The sequence below is a fragment of the Bradyrhizobium guangzhouense genome, from assembly GCF_004114955.1.
GTDB lineage: Bacteria > Pseudomonadota > Alphaproteobacteria > Rhizobiales > Xanthobacteraceae > Bradyrhizobium > Bradyrhizobium guangzhouense.
In genome coordinates, this window is the sequence record NZ_CP030053.1 from 3,794,830 (window position 1) to 3,813,012 (window position 18,183).

An 18,183-nucleotide genomic window follows, 5' to 3' on the forward strand; every position below is an offset into this window, starting at 1 on the left:
CTTGAGATCGCACTCTTCTCCCCGTCCATCAGCAGATTTGCCAAGCGCATGGTGCCGTCTGGCAATCGTCGCGGGGGCCGTCGGTAAATTCAGGAGGAGCGATTGGGCTGCGTGCCCTGACTACAATGGCTCGTCGTCCAGCGTGGACGGCTCCATCTGCAGCGACACGAAATCGCCTCCGCCGTAATCGTCCTCGGGATCCGGTCGATCCGGCTGGAGATAAAGCCGGTTCTCCACGGCACGAACGCCTGCAACATTCTCGCACGCCACGGTGACCGCCCGATGCGCGTTTTCACCCCTGATGACGCCACGGAGTGTGACCGTGCCGTCCTTTACGCTGACGTTCAGGCAGGTCGGCTGCCGCGGTATCCGGGCCAGCGCGGCGAGGACGGAACGACGAATCTGACCGTCGTCCCTGGAATAGCCGAAGGCACTGGTCAGCGGACCGGCAACGGCCGACAGGAAGTCGGATCGGGTAATGATTCCGACGATGCGCTCGCCGCGCATGACAGGCACGTGGTTCAGATGCCGCCGCTCCATCATGTCGGCGACCTCGACAAGCGGCGCGTGCTCGGTGGTGAAAACCGGCTGGCGTGTCATCACCTGCTCGACCGTGCGTCCGTGCTCCTTCACGAACTCAGCTGCAGTCCGATCGGCTCCGCGCAACATCGTGAGCAAACGGTTGCGTTCGTGCGCCGTCCCGATTTCAGTCCGCCTGAGGAAATCGCTTTCGCACAGGATGCCGACGAGTTTCCCGGCCAGGTCCACCACGGGCAGGCCGCTGATGTGATGGGCAAGCATCACCTTGATTGCATCGGCGACCAGTGCCTCCGGTCGTATCGTTACAACGCGTCTGGACATGATCTGGTGCGCGCGCATGTCTTCCTCCGAGAGAGACACAACAGGTATTTGCTGCGACAAATGACGTCTTGATCAGGATCAACGCCCGCCCGGTCCGCGATGCCATCCTGGAAACCAATATCGGAACACTTCGAACATGCGCTTACGAACGGTTCTGTTGACTGCGATCATCGTCGCGCTGTCCGCCTCCGGGGCGGCGGCGCCGGCCGGTTTGTCTGCGACACTGTCCGACCTCATGGCCAGACTTCAGCTTCAGCACGCAAAGCTTTGGTTTGCGGGCAAGCTGAGCAATTGGAGCCTGGCGAACTACGAGATTCAACAGATCGATGCCAATCTTGAAGCGACCAGCAGGTTGCTCGCGAACCCGTCACAAGCCGAACGCGCCAAGGAGCAGATGAGGGCCGTACGCCAGGCGGTCCAGTCGAAGGACGTCCCCGCGTTCATGGCATCGTATGCCGGCCTGACAAACGAATGCAACGGTTGCCACCGGAGCAGCGGATATGCATGGATCGTCATGCAGGTTCCGCTCACCCTGCCCGTTCCCAATCAGTTGTTCGTCGACCAGGTATCCGAGGGGCGCGCAATTGCCAACGCAACTTGCGGAACGTGCCACGTCGTCGCTGATGCTGCGAAGGAAGCACCTGCGTTCCGGCCGTCCCCGCCGACGTTTCCGGAGATCATCAGCCGACCGTCCTTCTCGGCCGACGGTCTGCGGCATTTCCTGACGTCGGGCCATCGGCGACTGGGACCAGACCAGGCAATGCCGAATCCGAGGCTCTCCGAATCCCAGGTCGAAGCCGTCGTGGCCTATCTGGAGACATTGCGCGCTGACAAGCAGCGCTGAGACGCGCCCATCTGCCCGGGGGTGCCCGTGCTCAAACGTTGCCGCAATCTCCGGCCGATGCACGCTAACGCAACGGCAGCAACTCCAGCTGGCTCTGCGCCGTCTTCACGGCCGCCGCGAACCAGCTCTGGCTGGGCGCCTCCTTGGCAAAACACTTGGTATAGGCCGCCATCGCCCGGTCTTCCCTGGCCATGTCGTCTTTCGGCACATTCTTTGCCATCATCTGCTTCCAGACCTTTTCGCAGGCCGGGATGTCGGCCGTCTTGATGGCCTCGCTCGCGGCAAGGAAGAACACCTTATCGCCCTGGATCGCAACGACGTCGATCTCGTGCGGCGGCCCCTTGAGGTCGCCATTGCCGCGCACGCCGAGCACCGCGACTGCGGCGCTGACTGACGCCGGCTTGGTGATCGGCAACTCGGCATATTTCGCGAAGGCGGCGTCCTGGATCGCGGCATAGTAAAACGTATCGGACTTGAACGCCGCGTCGATCTCCTGCGGCATGGGATCCTGGCGATGCTCGGCAAGCCAGTGCTTGAGCAGCGAGGTCGTCGTCACCACGGCCTGCTGCTTGTCACCCTCTGTGGCAAAGGCGAGCCCGTCAAGGTGGCCAAAGCCGATGTCGCCCTTGAACAGCGTGTCGACGTTCGACTTGCCCTCGGCCGGCAGCCCCTTGATGGCAACCGGCCCGACCAGGCCGCGCAGCACGCCGGTCAACTCGTCGAGCGCGGCATCGTGTTGCTTGCTGGTCTCGTCGCTCTCCTTGGCCTTCGAAAACTTTGCGATGTAGCGGTCGCGCAAATCGAGATAGTGCTGCTGGGAAGAGGCTGCGTGTGCAGACGTGGCGAGGGCAAGCAGGCAGAGCAGAGCGGTCAATCTCATTGCGATGTCCGAAGGGTTTTGCGGCAATCTCCAATCTTGGTGACGTTGCGGGCCCGGAAGGTTCATTCCTTGCGGTGTGCCCCGCTCCGCCGGAGAACCAATCCTTCACCAAGCCTGCCGGGTTCGATTGAGCGCCGGAAGCCCGGGAGGTAAATTCCGCTGCAATGTTTCCCGGGAACGACGTCCATGAGCGACTTGCGCGCTGCGACCAGGCAATCCACGGCAAGAACCGGGATCATCGAGTTCGAAGGCGCCAGGGGAACGGTGAGCATCCCCTGCACCATCGCTGACGTCTCCGGCACCGGCGCGCGGTTGAGGCTCGACTGGTCGCTGGCGTTTCCGAAAGTGGCCACGCTGATCTTCGCCGACGGCTTGCGCAAGGCCTGCCGCGTGGCCTGGCAAAAGCGGCGGCTGCTCGGTGTCGCGTTCGCCGATGGCGTCGCGAGTGCCGACGAGCAGGCCCTGATGATGACCGAGGAGGAGCAGGCCCTGCACCGGCGGCACATTGGCGCCCAGGTCAAAGGCGCGCGCGAGGCCCGTGGCTACACCGAGGCCCAGATCGCGAACCTCGTCGGCATTTCGCCCGACTTCGTCACGCGTGCCGAACGTGGCGAGATCAGCATCCCGCTGCACCAGCTCACCCGCATGGCCGACCTGTTTCTGGTTGACCTCGACAGTCTCGTCGCAGGCCCGGCGTCGATCGACCGTCCGCCGGCTGAGGCCCTGCTCCGCTAGCCCTTGTGGCAGCATGCCCCGCTGGCGGCGTCCTGTTCGCCCGCGAGCACGCTGCGGCTGTTGCGGTCCGGCGGGATGTCGAAGGCCGCGTTGGCCGCGAAGAAGCCGGTCGGCTTCAGCGTGAAGCCGGCATATTCGACCGGCATGATCGGAAAATCCTCGGGCTTGCAGATGTGGGTGTGGCCGAACGAGTGCCACAGCACGATATCGGCGTTCTCGATGTTGCGGTTCTGCGCGGCGTAGCGCGGCAACCCGTCGCCGCCGGCATGGTTGTTGGGATAGTCGCCGCTGGCGTATTTCTCGTCCTTGTCGAAGGCGGTGACCCAGACGTGCTTGGTGGCGAAACCGCCGCGCCTGCGCACATAGCTACCCTCCTGCGCCAGCATCAGCGGGCTCGGATTGACCATGAGCTTGTAGGCTGGCGCGTTGCCGACCGAGTTGGTCTCGTTGGGATTGCTGATCTTCCAGAACCGGCCGGTCTCGCCATTGGCGGTGGCCGCCGCATCGCGCTCGCGTGACAGCACGCGCGTCGTCGTGTCGAAGGCGTTGCCATGCGGGTTGTCCGCGCCCCAGGGCCGCGGCACGAATTCGTGCTCACTGACGGTGTTGCCGCCGCCGTCCAGATCCATGTGCATGCGCACGTTGAAGAAGTGCTGGTGCGTCGGGCCGCCGAGGACATCGTCGACCATGCCGCCCCATTTGTACGTCTCGCCCGGCTGCACGGCTGCGGTCTGGATGATGCCGGTGAGTTTTGTCTCGAGCTGGATGGTGCCGTCCTGGTAGAGGTACCAGTAGAATCCGTAATCGTAATTGCCGACGGTGGCGAAGAACGAGATCACGAGCCGTCGGGAACGGCGCACCTCGAACAGGCCGTTGCGGAATTCGTAGTGTTTCCAGGCAATTCCGTAGTCTTCTTCATGCATGCAGATGGCGTTCTGCATGACGAAGGGGTTGCCGTTGTTGTCGGCGGCCGGCACGTCGAAATACCTGATATGACCGAGGCAGTCGCAGCCGAGCTCCAGCGCGTTGGCCAGCATGCCGAGGCCGTATTCGCCGGCATCGAACGCCGACTTCCAGAAATGGTTCGCGGTCGGATCGGCGTAAGGCACCACCATCTCGGTGACGCTGGCGCGATGGATCAGCGAGCGTCTGCGCATCCCGTCCTGGTAGGCGAGCTGGTGCAGCACCAGTCCCTCGCGCGGCGTGAAGCCGACCCGAAAACTCCATTTCTGCCAGTCGACCTTCCAGCCATCGACCTTGAAGCTTGGACCTTCCGGCTGCTCGATATGCAGCGGCTTGATGTCGATGCGGGGATTGGCGACCTCATGGGCGCCGTAGTTCCGCTTCTTGCGCGGGATCGGCACGATCGGATCCGCGTCGGTGAGGTCGATGACCCTGCCGCCGATGAGGTCGACGACGGCGACCACGCCCTCGATCGGATGGGCGTAGCCGTTGTCCTGGAGATGTTCGCGGAAGAAGCTGACGGCGCGAACGATGCGCGCGCCGCGTTCATAGTCGAAATCGAAGAAGCCCGAGGAGAACGGATCGACCTGGACCAGCTCGATGTCCTTGTCGGTGAGCCCCCGCCGAACCATCGCCGCGCGCCAGCCCGGATCGGCCTTCACGACGGCCTCGCACTTGAAGAACTCCTCCAGCATTACCGATGGCTGCCCATAGGGTGCCTCGCGGTTCGGGATGACCTTTCGGGCGACGATCTCGTTGCGGCCGAGGTCGACGATGTGCTCGATCGCCTCGCCCGTCACCACGTCGAGAGTCAGCGCGAATGCACGACGTGGCGTCGCGCCCGCGGCCAGCTCCTGCTTGGTCGGCTCTTCCAGCCGAACAGTGGGGAAGCGGCAGTTCGCCGGCGAGGCTGACGCCGCGCGGACCAGCGCGCAGGCCGCAGTGATCTCCTCGGCGGTCAAGGGATCGAGCGGATGCGGCGTCGCGAGCTGCGTTGATGAACTGGCATTGACTGTATCGAGCATGGCGATGTCCTGACATCAGCGCGGAGCGAGATGTGTCGCGATGGCGCGGAAGGCGGCAAACCAACGCTGGTCGACCGGCACGTCCATCGCCTTGGGCTGCGTCGCCAGCTTGACGATGACGATGTCCGCGTCGAGATCGACATAGAGATGCTGGCCGTGGATGCCGATCGCGGTGAGCGCATTGCGCGCCGGATCGATCGTGAACCATTTGCCGCGATAGCGCGCGCCCGGGAAGAATTCGGCGAGATCGCCGTCCGCCCAGGCCTTGGGATCGCCGTTCTCTCTGATATCGTCGATCCACCAGCCCGGCACCACCTGCCGCCCCTCGACCACGCCGCGATTGCGCATCATCTCGCCGAAGCGCAACAAATCGCGCGCGGTCACGGAGATGCCGCCGGCGATGCGGCCCATGCCGTGGCTGTCCAGCGTGAGCGAACCGTCTTCCTCCGCGCCCAGGGGCTGCCACAGATAGTCGGAGAGGATGCGGTGGTAGGGCATGCCGCAGGCGCGCTCATAGATCCAGCCGAGCACCTCGGTGTTGGTCGAGACGTAGTGGAACACCTTGCCGTGCGGCTTGCCGGTGCCTCGCAGCGTCGCGAGATAGGCGCGCTGATGGCTGGGCTCGACGCCAGGCGGCGGCACATCCCAGCCCGAGGAGAAGCGATAGCGCGCCACATCGCCGGCGGGGTCCTCGTAGTCCTCCTCGAACTGGATGGCGACAGCCATGTCGAGAAGGTTGCGGACTGTGCAGGTTCCGTAGACCGAGGTCTCGAGCTCCGGCACGTAGCGCACCACCCTCGCCTCGGGATCGACCAGGCCGCGCGCGGCCAGTACGCCGCCGAGCGTGCCTGATATCGCTTTGCTGATCGAGCAGATCAGATGCGGCGTGGTCACGCTCATGCCGTCGCCGTACCATTCGTGGATCAGCGTGCCCCGATGCATGACCAGCAGCGCATCGGCGAAGGTCTCTCGCAGCGTCGCCTCGATCGTGGTTGCTTTGCCATCGGGGGCGGTGAAGGCGAGCTTGGCCAACTCGCGCGGTGCGCTCACGATCGGCGTCGGCTGTGCAGAGCGACGGATTTCGGCGGTCGGCAGCACTTCACGGGTGTGGGTAAAGCCCCACCGGATGGCTGGAAAACTCCGCCAGTTGGCGCGGGTCACCTGGGCCTCCGGCACCGGCGGGCTGCCGCGCATGATCTCGGTCGGTCGCATCTCGATCCCTCCGCAAGCCAGCCCGGCTCGGGCGCCGGGGGTGGTCATGGGAAGACTGCACGGCATCAGGGCCGGGCGTTATCAAAATCCCGCAATATTTTGCTGGACAGCGCCTCTGGCCGTGCCAGTCTGGCGTCCTTCTTGCTAGCTGCTCGGCGAACCGAATTCCGACGTGCCGTCATGGCCTTAAGCGCAACTCTTCCGATTCAAGACTCGGCTGCCAACCTGTTTCAGGCGAGCAGCACGGACGTGGACGAGCATTGCGCCGGGCTCGGTCGTTGGCGGCTGAGCTACGACCAGATCAGCGCCGGCGCGTTCCGCGGCAGCTTCACCCAGCTCTCCCTGCCCCGCGTCGAGGTGTTCCGCGAGATCACCAGCCAGCAGGTTCGCCAATATGGCCAGCTAGGCGCCAACAGTTTTGGCATCGGCCTGCCCTGGCATGGCGACGGCGAGATCAATTGCAACGGCGCCAGCGTTGCAGGCGCGCAAGTGATCACCTGCATCGACGCCGAGGTCGACATGTGCACGCCGAAGGCGTTCGAGTTTCGCGGCGTCGTCACCAGCGCGGCGCTGATCGAGGAGCTGGCCGCTCGCCTCGACATCGAGCTGCCGCGCACGGTCTGGCACCAGCTGCGGGCGATGGAGATGGCGGAGGCGCCGGTCGCGCGGCTGCGCGCGCACCTCGCAGCGATCCAGGAGATGATCACGACGGCGCCTGAACGCTTCGACGATGCGGGCGTCCGGCAAGCGCTGGTAGATGCTCTCCTCGTCGACATCATGGACATGCTGCCGACGGCACGCCCGACAGCTCCCGGCCGCAATGTCGTGGCACGCAAGCGTACTGTCGACCGCGCCCGCGCCCTGATGCATGGCAGCGGCGACCGCTCGCTCTCGCTGCTCGAGATCTGCAAGGCGGTGGGCGCCAGCCCGCGCAAGCTCGGCTATTGCTTCCAGGAGGTCCTGGGCACGAGCCCGATGCACTATTGGCGCGCGATGCGGTTGAACCGCGTGCGGCGCGACCTCAAGCGCGGCACTGAAGCGTCGGTCTACGACGTCGCCGTGCAGCACGGCTTCTGGCACTTCAGCCAGTTCTCGCTCGACTACAAGCGGCACTTCTCCGAGCTGCCCTCGGAGACGCTGCGGCGCGCCAGATCATCGCCGGCGATCTGCACGAGCTGGACCAGCCATCAATCGACTTCGAGTAGCCCGTAGGCCGGGCCGTGGATGGTCTAGCGTCCCCGGAAGCGCGGCTTGCGGCGGCCCAGGAATGCCTCGACACCCTCCTTGTGGTCCTCGCTGAGGCTTGCGAGCGCAAACTGGTCGACATCCATGTGGCTGGCGAGATCGTCCAGCGCATGCGCGAGCCGGTTGACGGTCAGCTTGGTCATGGCAACCGACAGCGGCGGCTGCGCGGCCACCTTGCGGGCCAGCTCGATGGCGGCATCAAAGGCCCTGCCGGGGTCGACGACCTGTTCCACCAGGCCCCATTGATAGGCTTCGTCTGCGTTGATGCGTTCATCGGCCAGAATCACCGCCTGCTTGGTGCGGGCCGGTCCGATCAGATGCAGCATGCGCGGGATGCTCTGCCAACTCATGTTCATGCCGAGCCCGATCTCGGGCACCCGCAGATGCGCGTCGCTCCCCATGATGCGGAAGTCGAGCGCGACCGCGAGCGCCACGCCGCCGCCGATGCAAAAGCCTTCGATCGCGGCGATCGTGATCTGCTCCATCTCCTGCCAGGCGTGTGTCAGGCGCGGCCCGAGCTTCAGATGCCGCCGCAGCGCACCGAGATCCATGTCCTTGCGCGCATGCCCTTCAGCGTCCTTCAGGTCGAAACCGGCGCTGAAGGCGCCGGCATTGCCGGCCAGAACCACGACCGACGTCGCCGCGTCGTCCTCAAAACTGCGCGCGGCCGCCGTGAGCTGCCGCATCGCCTCCGGCGACAAGGCATTGATGCCGTCATGACGGTCGAACCGCACGACCGCGATCCGTCCCTCGGGCCCGAGACCTTTCTCGATCTTGACCAAGTCCTTCATTGGCGCCTCCAAAGCTGATTTTTTCTTTGATCGTAGCGCACATCAGGCGTCACGAATATGAGACCAATGGTGCCGCTACGAGCGCTCGACAGGACAGGATCATTGAGCTTAATCTTTCCCGCCATGAGCCACGATCACGACCATCATCATCACCACGATCACGATCATTCGGAACTGTCCGAGACCGAACTGCGCGTGCGCGCGCTCGAGACTGTCCTGACCGAGAAGGGCTATGTCGAGCCGGCTGCGCTCGACGCCATCATTCAGGCCTACGAGACCAAGATCGGCCCGCACAACGGCGCCCGCGTCGTCGCCAAGGCCTGGACCGACCCGGCGTTCAAGGCGGCGCTGCTGGAGGACGGCAGCAAGGCGATCGGCACGCTCGGCCATGTCAGCCGCGTCGGCGACCATCTCGTCGTGGTCGAGAATACGGCCAAACGTCACAACATGGTCGTGTGCACGTTGTGCTCCTGCTACCCCTGGGAAATGCTGGGGCTGCCGCCGGTCTGGTACAAGGCCTCGCCCTACCGTTCGCGCGCCGTGAAGGATCCGCGCGGCGTGCTCGCCGATTTCGGCGTGAGTGTGCCCAAGGACGTCGAGATCCGGGTGTGGGATTCCACCGCCGAGACGCGCTTCCTGGTGCTGCCGATGCGCCCCGCAGGCACGGAAGGATGGAGCGAGGCGCAGCTTGCCGAGCTCGTGACGCGCGACTCCATGATCGGGACCGGCTTTCCCAAAACGCCGGGAGCACCGTCGTGAACGGCGTGCACGACATGGGCGGCATGGATGGGTTCGGCAAGGTCGAGCCCGAGCCGAACGAGCCGATGTTCCATGAAGAATGGGAGTCCCGCGTGCTCGCCATGGTCCGCGCGATGGGCGCGGCCGGCGCGTTCAACATCGACACCTCGCGCTTCTATCGCGAGACGATTCCGCCGCACGTCTATCTCTCCAGCTCCTACTACAAAAAGTGGTTCCTGGGCCTCGAGGAGATGCTGATCGAGAAAGGCTACCTCACCCGTGAGGAGGTCGCTGCCGGCCATGCCATGCAGCCCGGCAAGGCGCTCAAGCACGGCAAGTTCGATCTCGGTCAAGTCGAGCGCATCATGGTGCGCGGCCAATTCGCCCGCCCTGCTCCGTCGCCGGCAAAATTCAACATCGGCGACCGTGTGCGTGCCAAGAACATCCATCCGGCGACGCATACCCGGCTGCCGCGCTATGTCCGCGGCCATGTCGGCGTGGTCGAGCTCAACCACGGCTGCCACGTGTTTCCTGACACGGCGGCGATGGAGCGTGGCGAGAATCCGCAATGGCTCTACACGGTCGTGTTCGAAGGCCGCGACCTCTGGGGCGCGGACGGTGATCCGACCCTGAAGGTCTCGATCGACGCGTTCGAGCCCTACCTGGATCCGGCGTGATGAGCAGCAGCGCTGCTGCCGCAGCGACGGCCGCCATTCCAAGCATTCCGCGTGACGACGACGGTCCGGTGTTTCGCGCGCCGTGGGAGGCGCACGCCTTTGCGATGGCGCTGACGCTACACGATCGCGGCGTGTTCACCTGGCCCGAATGGGCTGCAGCCTTGGCCTCCGAGATCAAGCGCGCGCAGGCCGCCGGCGACCCTGATACGGGCGAGACCTACTATCTGCACTGGCTCGCTACGCTGGAGGGCCTCGTCGCACGCAAGGGAGTCGCGTCCGCGGAGACGCTGCATCGCTATCGTGACGCATGGGACCATGCCGCAGATCGCACGCCGCATGGCAAGCCGATCGAGCTGCGGGACGAGGATTTTTGCTAGCTGGCGCCGTTTGTTGTCGCCCGGCTTGACCGGGCGACCCAGTACGCCGCGGCTTTTCCGTATCCCACGATCGTCTCTGGAATACTGGATCACCCACTTTTTGCGGGTGATGACAGCGGAGGCGACGGTAACAGCGGAGACCGGAGCGCTATCGCCCTGCTACAAATTCCCGCCACCCCTTCGCCCGCAGGCTGCACGCCGGGCACTCGCCGCACCCATATCCCCAATCGTGCCGCGCGCCGCGTTCGCCGAGATAGCAGGTGTGCGACTGCTCGCGGATCAGATCGACCAGCGCATCGCCACCGAGATCATGCGCGAGCTTCCACGTCGCGGCCTTGTCGATCCACATCAGCGGCGTGTGTAACTCGAACCGCCGGGCCATGCCGAGCGAGAGCGCTGATTGCATGGCGCGGATGGTCTCGTCGCGGCAATCGGGATAGCCGGAATAGTCGGTCTCGCACATGCCGCCGACGATGTGGCTAATGCCGCGCCGATAGGCCAGCGCCGCGGCGAATGTCAGGAACACGAGGTTACGGCCGGGCACGAAAGTGTTCGGCAGGCCGTCGGCGCCCATCGCGATCGCGACATCGCGCGTCAGCGCAGTCTCGGACACGGCCGCCAGCGTCGGGATCGACAGGGTGTGGCTATCGCCGAGCTTTGCCGCCCAATCCGCGCGCAGGGCCTTGATGCCCTCGAACAGGCGGTCGCGGCAGTCAAGCTCGACGGCATGGCGCTGGCCATACTCGAACCCCAGGGTCTCCACGCGCGCGAAGCGGCTGAGCGCCCAGGCAAGGCAGGTGGTGGAATCCTGGCCGCCGGAAAACAGCACCAGCGCGGTTTCGGAGGAAAATTTGTCGCTCATGGGCCGCGCTTTAGCACCGCATGGCAGAGCCGCCAACCGGTGGAAATCGGCCTGTTCCGCACCGTGACGCTGGGATCGGTCAGCCGCTTTTGGCATAAGGCTTTGGACCCAGGAGACTGCCCCGCAATGACCCCTTCCCGCGATATTTCCCGCCTGATCGAGATCATGGCGGCGCTGCGCACGCCGGTGACCGGTTGCCCCTGGGACCTCGAGCAGGATTTTTCGACGATCGCGCCCTACACGATCGAGGAAGCCTATGAGGTGGTCGACGCCATCGACCGCGGCGATCTCGACGATCTGCGCGAGGAGCTCGGCGACCTCCTGCTGCAGGTGGTGTTCCACGCCCAGATGGCGTCCGAGCAGAACGCCTTCGCGTTCGGCGACGTGGTCGAGGCGATCACACGGAAAATGATCCGGCGTCATCCCCATGTCTTCGCCGACAAGGACGGCAATCTCGCCTCCTCCCACGTCAAGGAGGTCTGGGACCGCATCAAGGCCGAGGAGAAAGCCGAGCGCGCCGCGCGCCGGCCGCCGGAGACAACGCCGCAGCACACGTCGTTGCTGTCGGGCGTCAAGGCCGGCCAGCCCGCGCTGACGCGCGCGATGGAGCTGCAGCGCAAGGCCTCGACCGTCGGCTTCGACTGGAACGATCCGCGCGCGGTGCTGCAAAAAATCCGCGAGGAAGCCGACGAGATCGAAGCCGCGCTCGACCGCAACGACAAGCAGGAGATCGCGGAGGAGACCGGCGACCTCATGTTCGCCCTCGTCAACCTCGCCCGCCATGTCGATGCAGATCCGGAAGCCGCGCTGCGCGCGACCAACGCGAAATTCGAAAAGCGCTTTGCCTATATCGAGCGCGCGCTGGAGGCGCAGGGACGCACGCTGGAGCAGGCGTCGCTGGCGGAGATGGACGCGCTGTGGGATGCGGCGAAGCGCGAGACGAAACCTGCATCAGAAGGACGCAGGGAAGCGCGCCGCTAACTCCGCTGTCGTCCCGGATCTGCGCTTACGCTTGTCCGGGACGACGGTGCTGTTGAGGAACCAGTTGTGAAACTCACACGGCAGGGCCGCAGCGTCTACGTCGCGTGATGCGGCACAGCGTCGAACCGGTTCACCACGATATCCCGCTTGGTCTCGTCCACCCGCACGGTCATATCAAAACGACCATCGTGCAGCTCCTTCGCCAGCACCTCGGAATTGCGGTGCAGCCAGCTGATGCCGGCGCCGTCGGCGGCATCGATCGAGAGATCGAGCGTGGTGCGTGTTGCAGCGAGCCGCTCCTCGATCGCCGCGAGCAGCGCATCGATCCCCTCGCCCGACACGGCCGAGACCAGCATCGCCGGATGGTCCTCGGGCCGGCGGGCGGCGATATTCAGAAGCTCCTCGCGCTGTTCGGAATCGTAACGGTCGATCTTGTTCCAGACCTCGATGATGCGACCGGAATCGTCAGGATTGATGCCGAGCTGGCGCAGCACCGCGTCGACGTCGCTTTGCTGGGCCTCGGCATCCTCATGCGAGATGTCGCGCACATGCAGGATGACGTCGGCCTCCAGCACCTCCTCCAGCGTGGCGCGGAAGGCGGCAACGAGCTGGGTCGGAAGGTTGGAGATGAAGCCGACGGTGTCCGAGAGCATGGCCTTGCCGCCATGCGGCAGCGTCAGCGCGCGCAGCGTCGGATCGAGGGTCGCGAACAGCATGTCGGCAGCCTGCACGTCGGCGCGGGTCAGGCGATTGAACAGCGTCGACTTGCCGGCATTGGTGTAGCCGACCAGCGCAACCACGCGGTACGGCACGCGCTGGCGGCCGGCGCGATGCAGCCGGCGCGTTGCCTGCACCTTCTTCAGCTCGCTTTCGAGCTTGGTGATGCGCTCCTGGATCAGGCGGCGGTCGGCCTCGATCTGCGTCTCGCCGGGGCCGCCCATGAAGCCGAAACCGCCGCGCTGGCGTTCCAGATGGGTCCAGGACCGCACCAGGCGCGAGCGCTGATAGTTGAGATGGGCGAGCTCGACCTGGAGCGAGCCTTCCTTGGTCTTGGCGCGGCGGCCGAAGATTTCCAGGATCAAGCCGGTGCGGTCGAGCACCTTGGCCTGCAATTCCTTCTCGAGATTGCGCTGCTGGATCGGAGCCAGCGCGCAGTCCATCACCACGAGCTCGACGTCGAGGCTCTTGGCGAGCGCGGCGATCTCCTCGACCTTGCCCTTGCCGATATAGGTCGCGGGCCGGATCTGGTTGATCGGCGCGATGATGGCGTCGGCAATCACGAGATCGATCGCGCGCGCGAGGCCAGCGGCTTCATCGAGCCGGGCTTCGGCGTCGCGTTGGACGTGACTCTCCGATTGCGCGTCGGCACTTCCCGCGCGCACCCGCAAATAGGGGCCGACGACAAGCACCCGCCCCGTTTGCTTAGCCCCTGCCGATCGCGGACGATCGGCCTCCCCGTCGAAATTTCGGGGTTCCAATCAGATCACTCTCAAGCCGGCTGATCCTCGCCGCCTTCGAACAGCTGGATCGGAGCGCCCGGCATGATGGTCGAGATCGCATGCTTGTAGACCAGCTGCGAATGACCGTCGCGCCGAAGCAGCAAACAGAAATTGTCGAACCAGGTCACGATGCCCTGGAGCTTCACTCCGTTGACCAGAAAGATCGTCAGTGGCGTTTTGGTTTTGCGAACGTGATTGAGGAAGGTGTCCTGTAGGTTTTGTGCGCGGTCTGCCGCCATTGTTTTTTTCTCGCTTTGAGTTTCTTTTTATTGCGCCGGGAGCGACCCTGTTTTCAAAATTGGGCCTTCTTCCGGTTGCCGCTCCTCATGAGATCCCCCTCGGAGGAACGGCTGATCGATTAGAGGACAGGTGGACATTTTAGGCAAGCTGCTTCACGCGGCAGGCCCCGCCCTAATTCTCCGAAAAACTACGGAAATAGATGATCTTTCGCGGATATCCCACAGGTGCAACCCCGACCTCGGGGCCCTAACCGACCCCGAGCGCCTTCAACTTCCGGTGTAGTGCCGACCGTTCCATGCCAACAAACTCGGCGGTGCGAGAAATATTTCCTGAGAAACGGCTGATCTGGGCAATCAAATAGTCGCGCTCGAACACTTCGCGTGCCTCTCGCAGCGGCAGGCCCATGATGTGCTCGCCATTGTTGCTGGTCGGCATCGCCGGCACCATCGAGCCGACGTCCTGAGGCAGCATGTCGGCGGTGATGATCACCTCCGGACCGCCTCCAGCCAGAATCATGACTCTCTCAACGTTGTTGCGAAGCTGGCGCACATTGCCCGGCCAGACATGCGATTGCAGCACTGCCATCGCGTCCTGGCCGATCTGACGCTTCGGCAGGCCGCTGCCGGCCGAGATCTGCTCCATGAAATAGTCGATCAATTCAGGAATGTCCTCGCGCCGCTCCGACAGCGCCGGCACGCGGATCGGCACGACCGAAAGCCGGTGATAGAGGTCCTCGCGGAAATGGCCGGCCGCGATCTCCTCTTCGAGATTGCGCGCGGTCGAGGAAATGATGCGGACGTCGACCTGCACCTTCGCGGTGCCGCCGACGCGCTGGAACGACTGCTCGACCAGCACGCGCAGGATCTTGTTCTGGGTCTCGCGCGGCATGTCCGCGATCTCGTCGATGAACAGCGTGCCGCCGTGCGCCTCTTCCAGCGCACCCGGCTTGCGCGGCTGCTCGCCGTTGGACTGCTCGATACCGAACAGCTCATGCTCCATACGCTCCGGCGTGATCGCCGCGGCGTTGATGACGACGAACGGGCCGTCGGCGCGGCCCGAGGCCATATGCAGCGTGCGCGCGGTGAGCTCCTTGCCGGCGCCGGCGGGGCCGACGATCAGGATGCGGCTGTTGGCCTTGGCCGCGCGCTCGATGGTCTGGCGCAGCTGGTTCATGCTCGGCGAGCGGCCGACCAGCGAGCTTGCGCTCGGCGCGAGCTGCTTCAACTCCTTGACCTCGCGCTTGAGCCGCGAGTTCTCCAGCGCCCTGGTGGCGACCAGAATGAGACGGTCGGCCTTGAACGGCTTCTCGATGAAATCATAGGCGCCGCGCTTGATCGCGGCGACCGCGGTCTCGATGTTGCCGTGGCCGGAGATCATCACCACGGGCAGATCGGCATTGTCCTTCTTGACCTGCTCCAGGAGCTGCAGGCCGTCGAGCTTGGAGCCCTGCAGCCAGATGTCGAGGAACACCAGATGCGGCCGGCGGTTGGCGATCTCGGCCAGCGCCGAGTCGCTGTCGCGCGCGGTCCTCGTGACAAAACCCTCGTCCTCGAGGATGCCCGCAACGAGATCCCGAATATCGGCCTCATCATCGACAATCAGAATTTCACTTGCCATGTGTCGCGCCTGTCTTCTCAGCTGCCTGTCGAGGCTTCGATTTTCGTTGAATCATTGGTCTTTTCAGCGGGCTCTTTGGTTTCGGCCGCCGGCTGTTTTGTTTCCTGCGCCGCGACGGGCACCTCGGCGGAATCCGCGGCCGTTTGCTTGATTTCGGGCGCGGCTGCGCCCTTGGCCGTATCCGTCACCGCTGCTGGCAACGGCTCGGCATCTTCGGCCTTCTTGGCCTGTCCGGAAACCGCAAAGCGCATGCGCATCCAGGCGCCACGCTGGCCTTCGCGGAAGTCGGAGGCATCCTTCAGCTCGATGCGGCCGCCATGGTCCTCCAGCACGCGGCCGACGATGGCAAGGCCAAGGCCTGTGCCCTTGGCGCGCGTCGTCACATAGGGCTCGAGCAGCCGCGAGCGCGCGACCTTGGGCAAGCCGATGCCGTTGTCGATGACGTCGATCAAGACGTCCTCGCCCTCGCGCGACACCACGACGTCGATGCGGCCCTTGCCACCATCCTTGCCGAGCTCCTCCGGCGGGACCTGCTCGATCGCCTCGGTGGCGTTCTTGACGATGTTGGTGACCGCCTGCGAGATCAGCCGCCGATCGAACTGGGCGCGCAGCGGATCCTCTTTGAACTCGGCCTCGATATCGAGCTCGGGATGGGCGACCTTCATCAGGAACACCGCCTGCCGCACGGTGTCGGCGACGTCCTCGCCTTCCATCACGGGTTTTGGCATCCGCGCAAAGCGCGAGAATTCGTCGACCATGCGCCTGATGTCGTCGACCTGGCGCACGATGGTGTCGGTGCACTGGTCGAAGATCTGCTTGTCCTTGGTTTCGGTGATGTCCTTGCCGAATTTGCGGCGGATGCGTTCGGCCGAGAGCTGGATCGGTGTCAGCGGGTTCTTGATCTCGTGAGCGATGCGGCGCGCGACGTCGCCCCAGGCCGAGGTGCGCTGCGCCGAGACGAGCTCGGTGATGTCGTCGAGCGTGATGATGTAGCTGTCATGCGGCTGGTTCTTCTCGGCGCTGACGCGCACCGACAGATTTCGCTCGGCGCCGTCGCGCGTGATCGTGATCTGGCCCTGCACCAGGCGCTGGGTGCCTTCCCGCGACGCCTTCATCATCTCGTCGAGCTCGGGCAGCACGTCGGAGAGTGGATGTCCGAGCGTCTCGGCCTCGGAATGCCCGATCAGCTTCTCGGCGGAGCGATTGAGGATGCCGACGCTGCCCGAGGTGTCGACGCCGATGATGCCGGCGCTGGCGGAGGACAGCACGGCCTCGATGAAGCGCCGGCGGCTGTCGATGAGGTCGCTGGCATTGACGAGCTCGTCGCGCTGGCTGCGCAATTCCTGCGTCATCTTGTTGAAGGTCTCGCCGAGCTGGGCGAGATCGCCTTCGGACTGATGCACGGCCACCTTCACATGGAGGTTGCCGGTCGAGACGGTGTGAGCGGCGTTCATCAGCCGACGGATCGGCGCCACAAGCGAGTTGGCGAAGTTGAGGCCGATCAGCACGGACGCCATCAGGATGGTCAGCGCGATCACCGCGAACATCAGCGCGAACGCGACCTGAATGCCGAGCCGGCGCGACTCGATCTGCGCATACTCGGCGGCGCCGATCTCCGTCTGGTTGACCTGACTGACGACATTTGGGTCGAGCGGGCGGGCGACATACAGGAACGTATCGTTGAAGGCGCGCAGGCGGATCACTGCAGCGACGGAGCTCGCGTCCGGAAGGACCGCGATTTCCGGCTCGGTCTCCTTGACGTTGCTGAGAAAATCCGGTGCCGGCGGCGAATAGGCCAGCCGCATGCCGGTGTCGGCAGACTCCAGGATGTTGGTGTTCTTGTCGATGATCATCGCGCCCGGCAAGTTGCGGGACGCGGCGCTGGCCGTCAGAATTTCGCGGAACGACCGCCGATCCTGATCATAGAGCGGCCGTGCGTGGGCAATGTCGTTGGCCATTCCCAGAATGTCGCCCTGGATCAGCTGGGCATGGTCGTTCATGTAGGCCCGCGCGATCGTCAGCGAGTTCTGGATCAATTGGTTGGTGGGGCCCGAGAACAGCCGGTCGAGACCGCGCTCGATGGTGACGTTGGCGACGACGGCGACCAGCACCGCCGGCAGCACGGCAACGATCGAGAACAGGCTGACGATCTGGACATGGAGGCGTGCCGCCGCCCGTCCCCGCCGCCGGGCCAGGATCAGCTGCCAGAGCTCGCGGACGATGATGCCGACCAGAAGCAGAATCGTGCCGGCATTGATCAGGTAGAACGAGCGCACCACTTGCGGCGTCGGCTCGATGCCGGTCAGCCCGGTCAGGACCAGGAAAGTCAGGAGCGCCGAGAGCAGCGCCAGGGCCACCGCAAACGGGGCCAGCCAGCGTCGGGCGGACCAGCGCCGGGGCTCTTCGGCTGGGGCCGTGTCAAAGGATGCGGCCGAGGTGTCTGCGCTGGTCATTCCGGCAATGGGTGCTGAAAACGGGTCCGCCCGGGCGGATACTGATGTATTCGTACCACATTGTTGCCGAATTGCGACAATTCCGCGGCGTCTCCGCCGCGGCAGACCGGCGCATCAACAGGAGATGCTGGCCATTTGCGAGTTTCCCCGGAACGGAATCCGCCCATCCGAGCTTAAATCGGC

Annotated in this window: 17 protein-coding genes; 7 read left to right on the forward strand and 10 right to left on the reverse strand. The window is 64.7% G+C overall.

The annotated features are described in order from the left end of the window. Window positions 1–120: 120 nt before the first annotated feature. Window positions 121–879, reverse strand: coding sequence for a CBS domain-containing protein (locus XH91_RS18305; protein ID WP_128951861.1), 759 nt, complete (start codon window positions 877–879; stop codon window positions 121–123). A 139-nt stretch (window positions 880–1,018) separates the two neighbouring features. Between XH91_RS18305 and XH91_RS18310 the strand changes: the two genes are divergently transcribed. Then, window positions 1,019–1,705 carry a c-type cytochrome gene (locus XH91_RS18310; protein ID WP_245477147.1) on the forward strand — a complete coding sequence of 229 codons (687 nt, stop codon included), beginning with the start codon at window positions 1,019–1,021 and terminating at the stop codon, window positions 1,703–1,705. Window positions 1,706–1,769: 64 nt separating this feature from the next. On the opposite strand, the gene XH91_RS18315 is transcribed toward XH91_RS18310, so the two are convergent. Beyond that, window positions 1,770–2,585: a hypothetical protein gene (locus XH91_RS18315; protein WP_128951863.1), complete on the reverse strand. Its 816-nt coding sequence runs from the start codon at window positions 2,583–2,585 to the stop codon at window positions 1,770–1,772. A gap of 186 nt (window positions 2,586–2,771) precedes the next feature. Between XH91_RS18315 and XH91_RS18320 the strand changes: the two genes are divergently transcribed. After that, window positions 2,772–3,320 carry a helix-turn-helix domain-containing protein gene (locus tag XH91_RS18320; protein ID WP_128951864.1) on the forward strand — a complete coding sequence of 183 codons (549 nt, stop codon included), beginning with the start codon at window positions 2,772–2,774 and terminating at the stop codon, window positions 3,318–3,320. Here XH91_RS18320 and XH91_RS18325 read toward each other — a convergent pair. Together XH91_RS18325 and XH91_RS18330 are read right to left on the reverse strand one after the other, a co-directional pair. Further along, on the reverse strand, window positions 3,317–5,308 hold the full coding sequence (locus XH91_RS18325) for a primary-amine oxidase (RefSeq protein ID WP_128951865.1): 1,992 nt from the start codon (window positions 5,306–5,308) through the stop codon (window positions 3,317–3,319). The two genes, XH91_RS18320 and XH91_RS18325, sit on opposite strands and share 4 nt — an antisense overlap. 15 nt (window positions 5,309–5,323) lie before the next feature. Beyond that, the gene (locus XH91_RS18330; RefSeq protein ID WP_128954897.1) at window positions 5,324–6,520 is read right to left on the reverse strand and encodes a serine hydrolase domain-containing protein; all 1,197 of its coding nucleotides are present in this window, start codon (window positions 6,518–6,520) and stop codon (window positions 5,324–5,326) included. 180 nt (window positions 6,521–6,700) lie between these two features. On the opposite strand from XH91_RS18330, the gene XH91_RS18335 reads away from it, so the two are divergent. Further along, the gene (locus XH91_RS18335; RefSeq protein ID WP_128951866.1) at window positions 6,701–7,732 is read left to right on the forward strand and encodes a helix-turn-helix domain-containing protein; all 1,032 of its coding nucleotides are present in this window, start codon (window positions 6,701–6,703) and stop codon (window positions 7,730–7,732) included. A gap of 17 nt (window positions 7,733–7,749) precedes the next feature. Here the strand turns inward: XH91_RS18335 and XH91_RS18340 are convergent, their stop codons facing one another. Continuing rightward, a complete protein-coding gene (locus XH91_RS18340; RefSeq protein WP_128951867.1) occupies window positions 7,750–8,556 on the reverse strand; it encodes an enoyl-CoA hydratase/isomerase family protein in 807 nt (268 codons plus the stop codon). Window positions 8,557–8,679: 123 nt separating this feature from the next. Between XH91_RS18340 and nthA the strand changes: the two genes are divergently transcribed. Genes nthA through XH91_RS18355 form a run of 3 tightly spaced genes read left to right on the forward strand, consistent with a single transcriptional unit; the run spans window position 8,680 to window position 10,348 of the window. Beyond that, the gene (gene nthA, locus XH91_RS18345; RefSeq protein WP_128954898.1) at window positions 8,680–9,315 is read left to right on the forward strand and encodes a nitrile hydratase subunit alpha; all 636 of its coding nucleotides are present in this window, start codon (window positions 8,680–8,682) and stop codon (window positions 9,313–9,315) included. Then, complete coding sequence (gene nthB, locus XH91_RS18350) at window positions 9,312–9,971, forward strand: nitrile hydratase subunit beta (protein ID WP_128951868.1); 660 nt, start codon at window positions 9,312–9,314, stop codon at window positions 9,969–9,971. Before nthA ends, nthB begins: the two co-directional genes overlap by 4 nt. Beyond that, window positions 9,971–10,348 carry a nitrile hydratase accessory protein gene (locus XH91_RS18355; RefSeq protein WP_164933961.1) on the forward strand — a complete coding sequence of 126 codons (378 nt, stop codon included), beginning with the start codon at window positions 9,971–9,973 and terminating at the stop codon, window positions 10,346–10,348. Before nthB ends, XH91_RS18355 begins: the two co-directional genes overlap by 1 nt. Before the next feature lie 148 nt (window positions 10,349–10,496). Here the strand turns inward: XH91_RS18355 and queC are convergent, their stop codons facing one another. Further along, a complete protein-coding gene (gene queC / locus XH91_RS18360) occupies window positions 10,497–11,210 on the reverse strand; it encodes a 7-cyano-7-deazaguanine synthase QueC (RefSeq protein WP_128951870.1) in 714 nt (237 codons plus the stop codon). 126 nt (window positions 11,211–11,336) lie between these two features. Here queC and mazG point away from each other — a divergent pair, with 126 nt between their 5' ends. Then, the gene (gene mazG / locus XH91_RS18365; RefSeq protein WP_128951871.1) at window positions 11,337–12,191 is read left to right on the forward strand and encodes a nucleoside triphosphate pyrophosphohydrolase; all 855 of its coding nucleotides are present in this window, start codon (window positions 11,337–11,339) and stop codon (window positions 12,189–12,191) included. A 95-nt stretch (window positions 12,192–12,286) separates the two neighbouring features. Here mazG and hflX read toward each other — a convergent pair whose 3' ends face one another. The 4 genes from hflX to XH91_RS18385 form a co-directional block, all read right to left on the reverse strand. Next, on the reverse strand, window positions 12,287–13,669 hold the full coding sequence (gene hflX, locus XH91_RS18370; protein ID WP_164933960.1) for a GTPase HflX: 1,383 nt from the start codon (window positions 13,667–13,669) through the stop codon (window positions 12,287–12,289). 11 nt (window positions 13,670–13,680) lie between these two features. Then, on the reverse strand, window positions 13,681–13,929 hold the full coding sequence (gene hfq, locus XH91_RS18375) for an RNA chaperone Hfq (protein WP_007591126.1): 249 nt from the start codon (window positions 13,927–13,929) through the stop codon (window positions 13,681–13,683). 247 nt (window positions 13,930–14,176) lie between these two features. Next, entirely contained in the window at window positions 14,177–15,547 is a 1,371-nt protein-coding gene (gene ntrX, locus XH91_RS18380) for a nitrogen assimilation response regulator NtrX (RefSeq protein WP_128951873.1), read from the reverse strand. A gap of 17 nt (window positions 15,548–15,564) precedes the next feature. Continuing rightward, window positions 15,565–18,000: a sensor histidine kinase gene (locus tag XH91_RS18385; RefSeq protein ID WP_128951874.1), complete on the reverse strand. Its 2,436-nt coding sequence runs from the start codon at window positions 17,998–18,000 to the stop codon at window positions 15,565–15,567. Window positions 18,001–18,183: the final 183 nt, after the last annotated feature.

Coding starts and splice junctions, on each gene's coding strand:
- XH91_RS18325 (WP_128951865.1), bottom strand. CDS start 5,308: ATGCTCGATACAGTCAATGCCAGTTCATCAACGCAGCTCGCGACGCCG.
- XH91_RS18320 (WP_128951864.1), top strand. CDS start 2,772: ATGAGCGACTTGCGCGCTGCGACCAGGCAATCCACGGCAAGAACCGGG.
- XH91_RS18340 (WP_128951867.1), bottom strand. CDS start 8,556: ATGAAGGACTTGGTCAAGATCGAGAAAGGTCTCGGGCCCGAGGGACGG.
- queC (WP_128951870.1), bottom strand. CDS start 11,210: ATGAGCGACAAATTTTCCTCCGAAACCGCGCTGGTGCTGTTTTCCGGC.
- nthA (WP_128954898.1), top strand. CDS start 8,680: ATGAGCCACGATCACGACCATCATCATCACCACGATCACGATCATTCG.
- hfq (WP_007591126.1), bottom strand. CDS start 13,929: ATGGCGGCAGACCGCGCACAAAACCTACAGGACACCTTCCTCAATCAC.
- mazG (WP_128951871.1), top strand. CDS start 11,337: ATGACCCCTTCCCGCGATATTTCCCGCCTGATCGAGATCATGGCGGCG.
- XH91_RS18315 (WP_128951863.1), bottom strand. CDS start 2,585: ATGAGATTGACCGCTCTGCTCTGCCTGCTTGCCCTCGCCACGTCTGCA.
- XH91_RS18385 (WP_128951874.1), bottom strand. CDS start 18,000: ATGACCAGCGCAGACACCTCGGCCGCATCCTTTGACACGGCCCCAGCC.
- XH91_RS18335 (WP_128951866.1), top strand. CDS start 6,701: ATGGCCTTAAGCGCAACTCTTCCGATTCAAGACTCGGCTGCCAACCTG.
- XH91_RS18305 (WP_128951861.1), bottom strand. CDS start 879: ATGCGCGCGCACCAGATCATGTCCAGACGCGTTGTAACGATACGACCG.
- ntrX (WP_128951873.1), bottom strand. CDS start 15,547: ATGGCAAGTGAAATTCTGATTGTCGATGATGAGGCCGATATTCGGGAT.
- XH91_RS18330 (WP_128954897.1), bottom strand. CDS start 6,520: ATGCGACCGACCGAGATCATGCGCGGCAGCCCGCCGGTGCCGGAGGCC.
- XH91_RS18355 (WP_164933961.1), top strand. CDS start 9,971: ATGAGCAGCAGCGCTGCTGCCGCAGCGACGGCCGCCATTCCAAGCATT.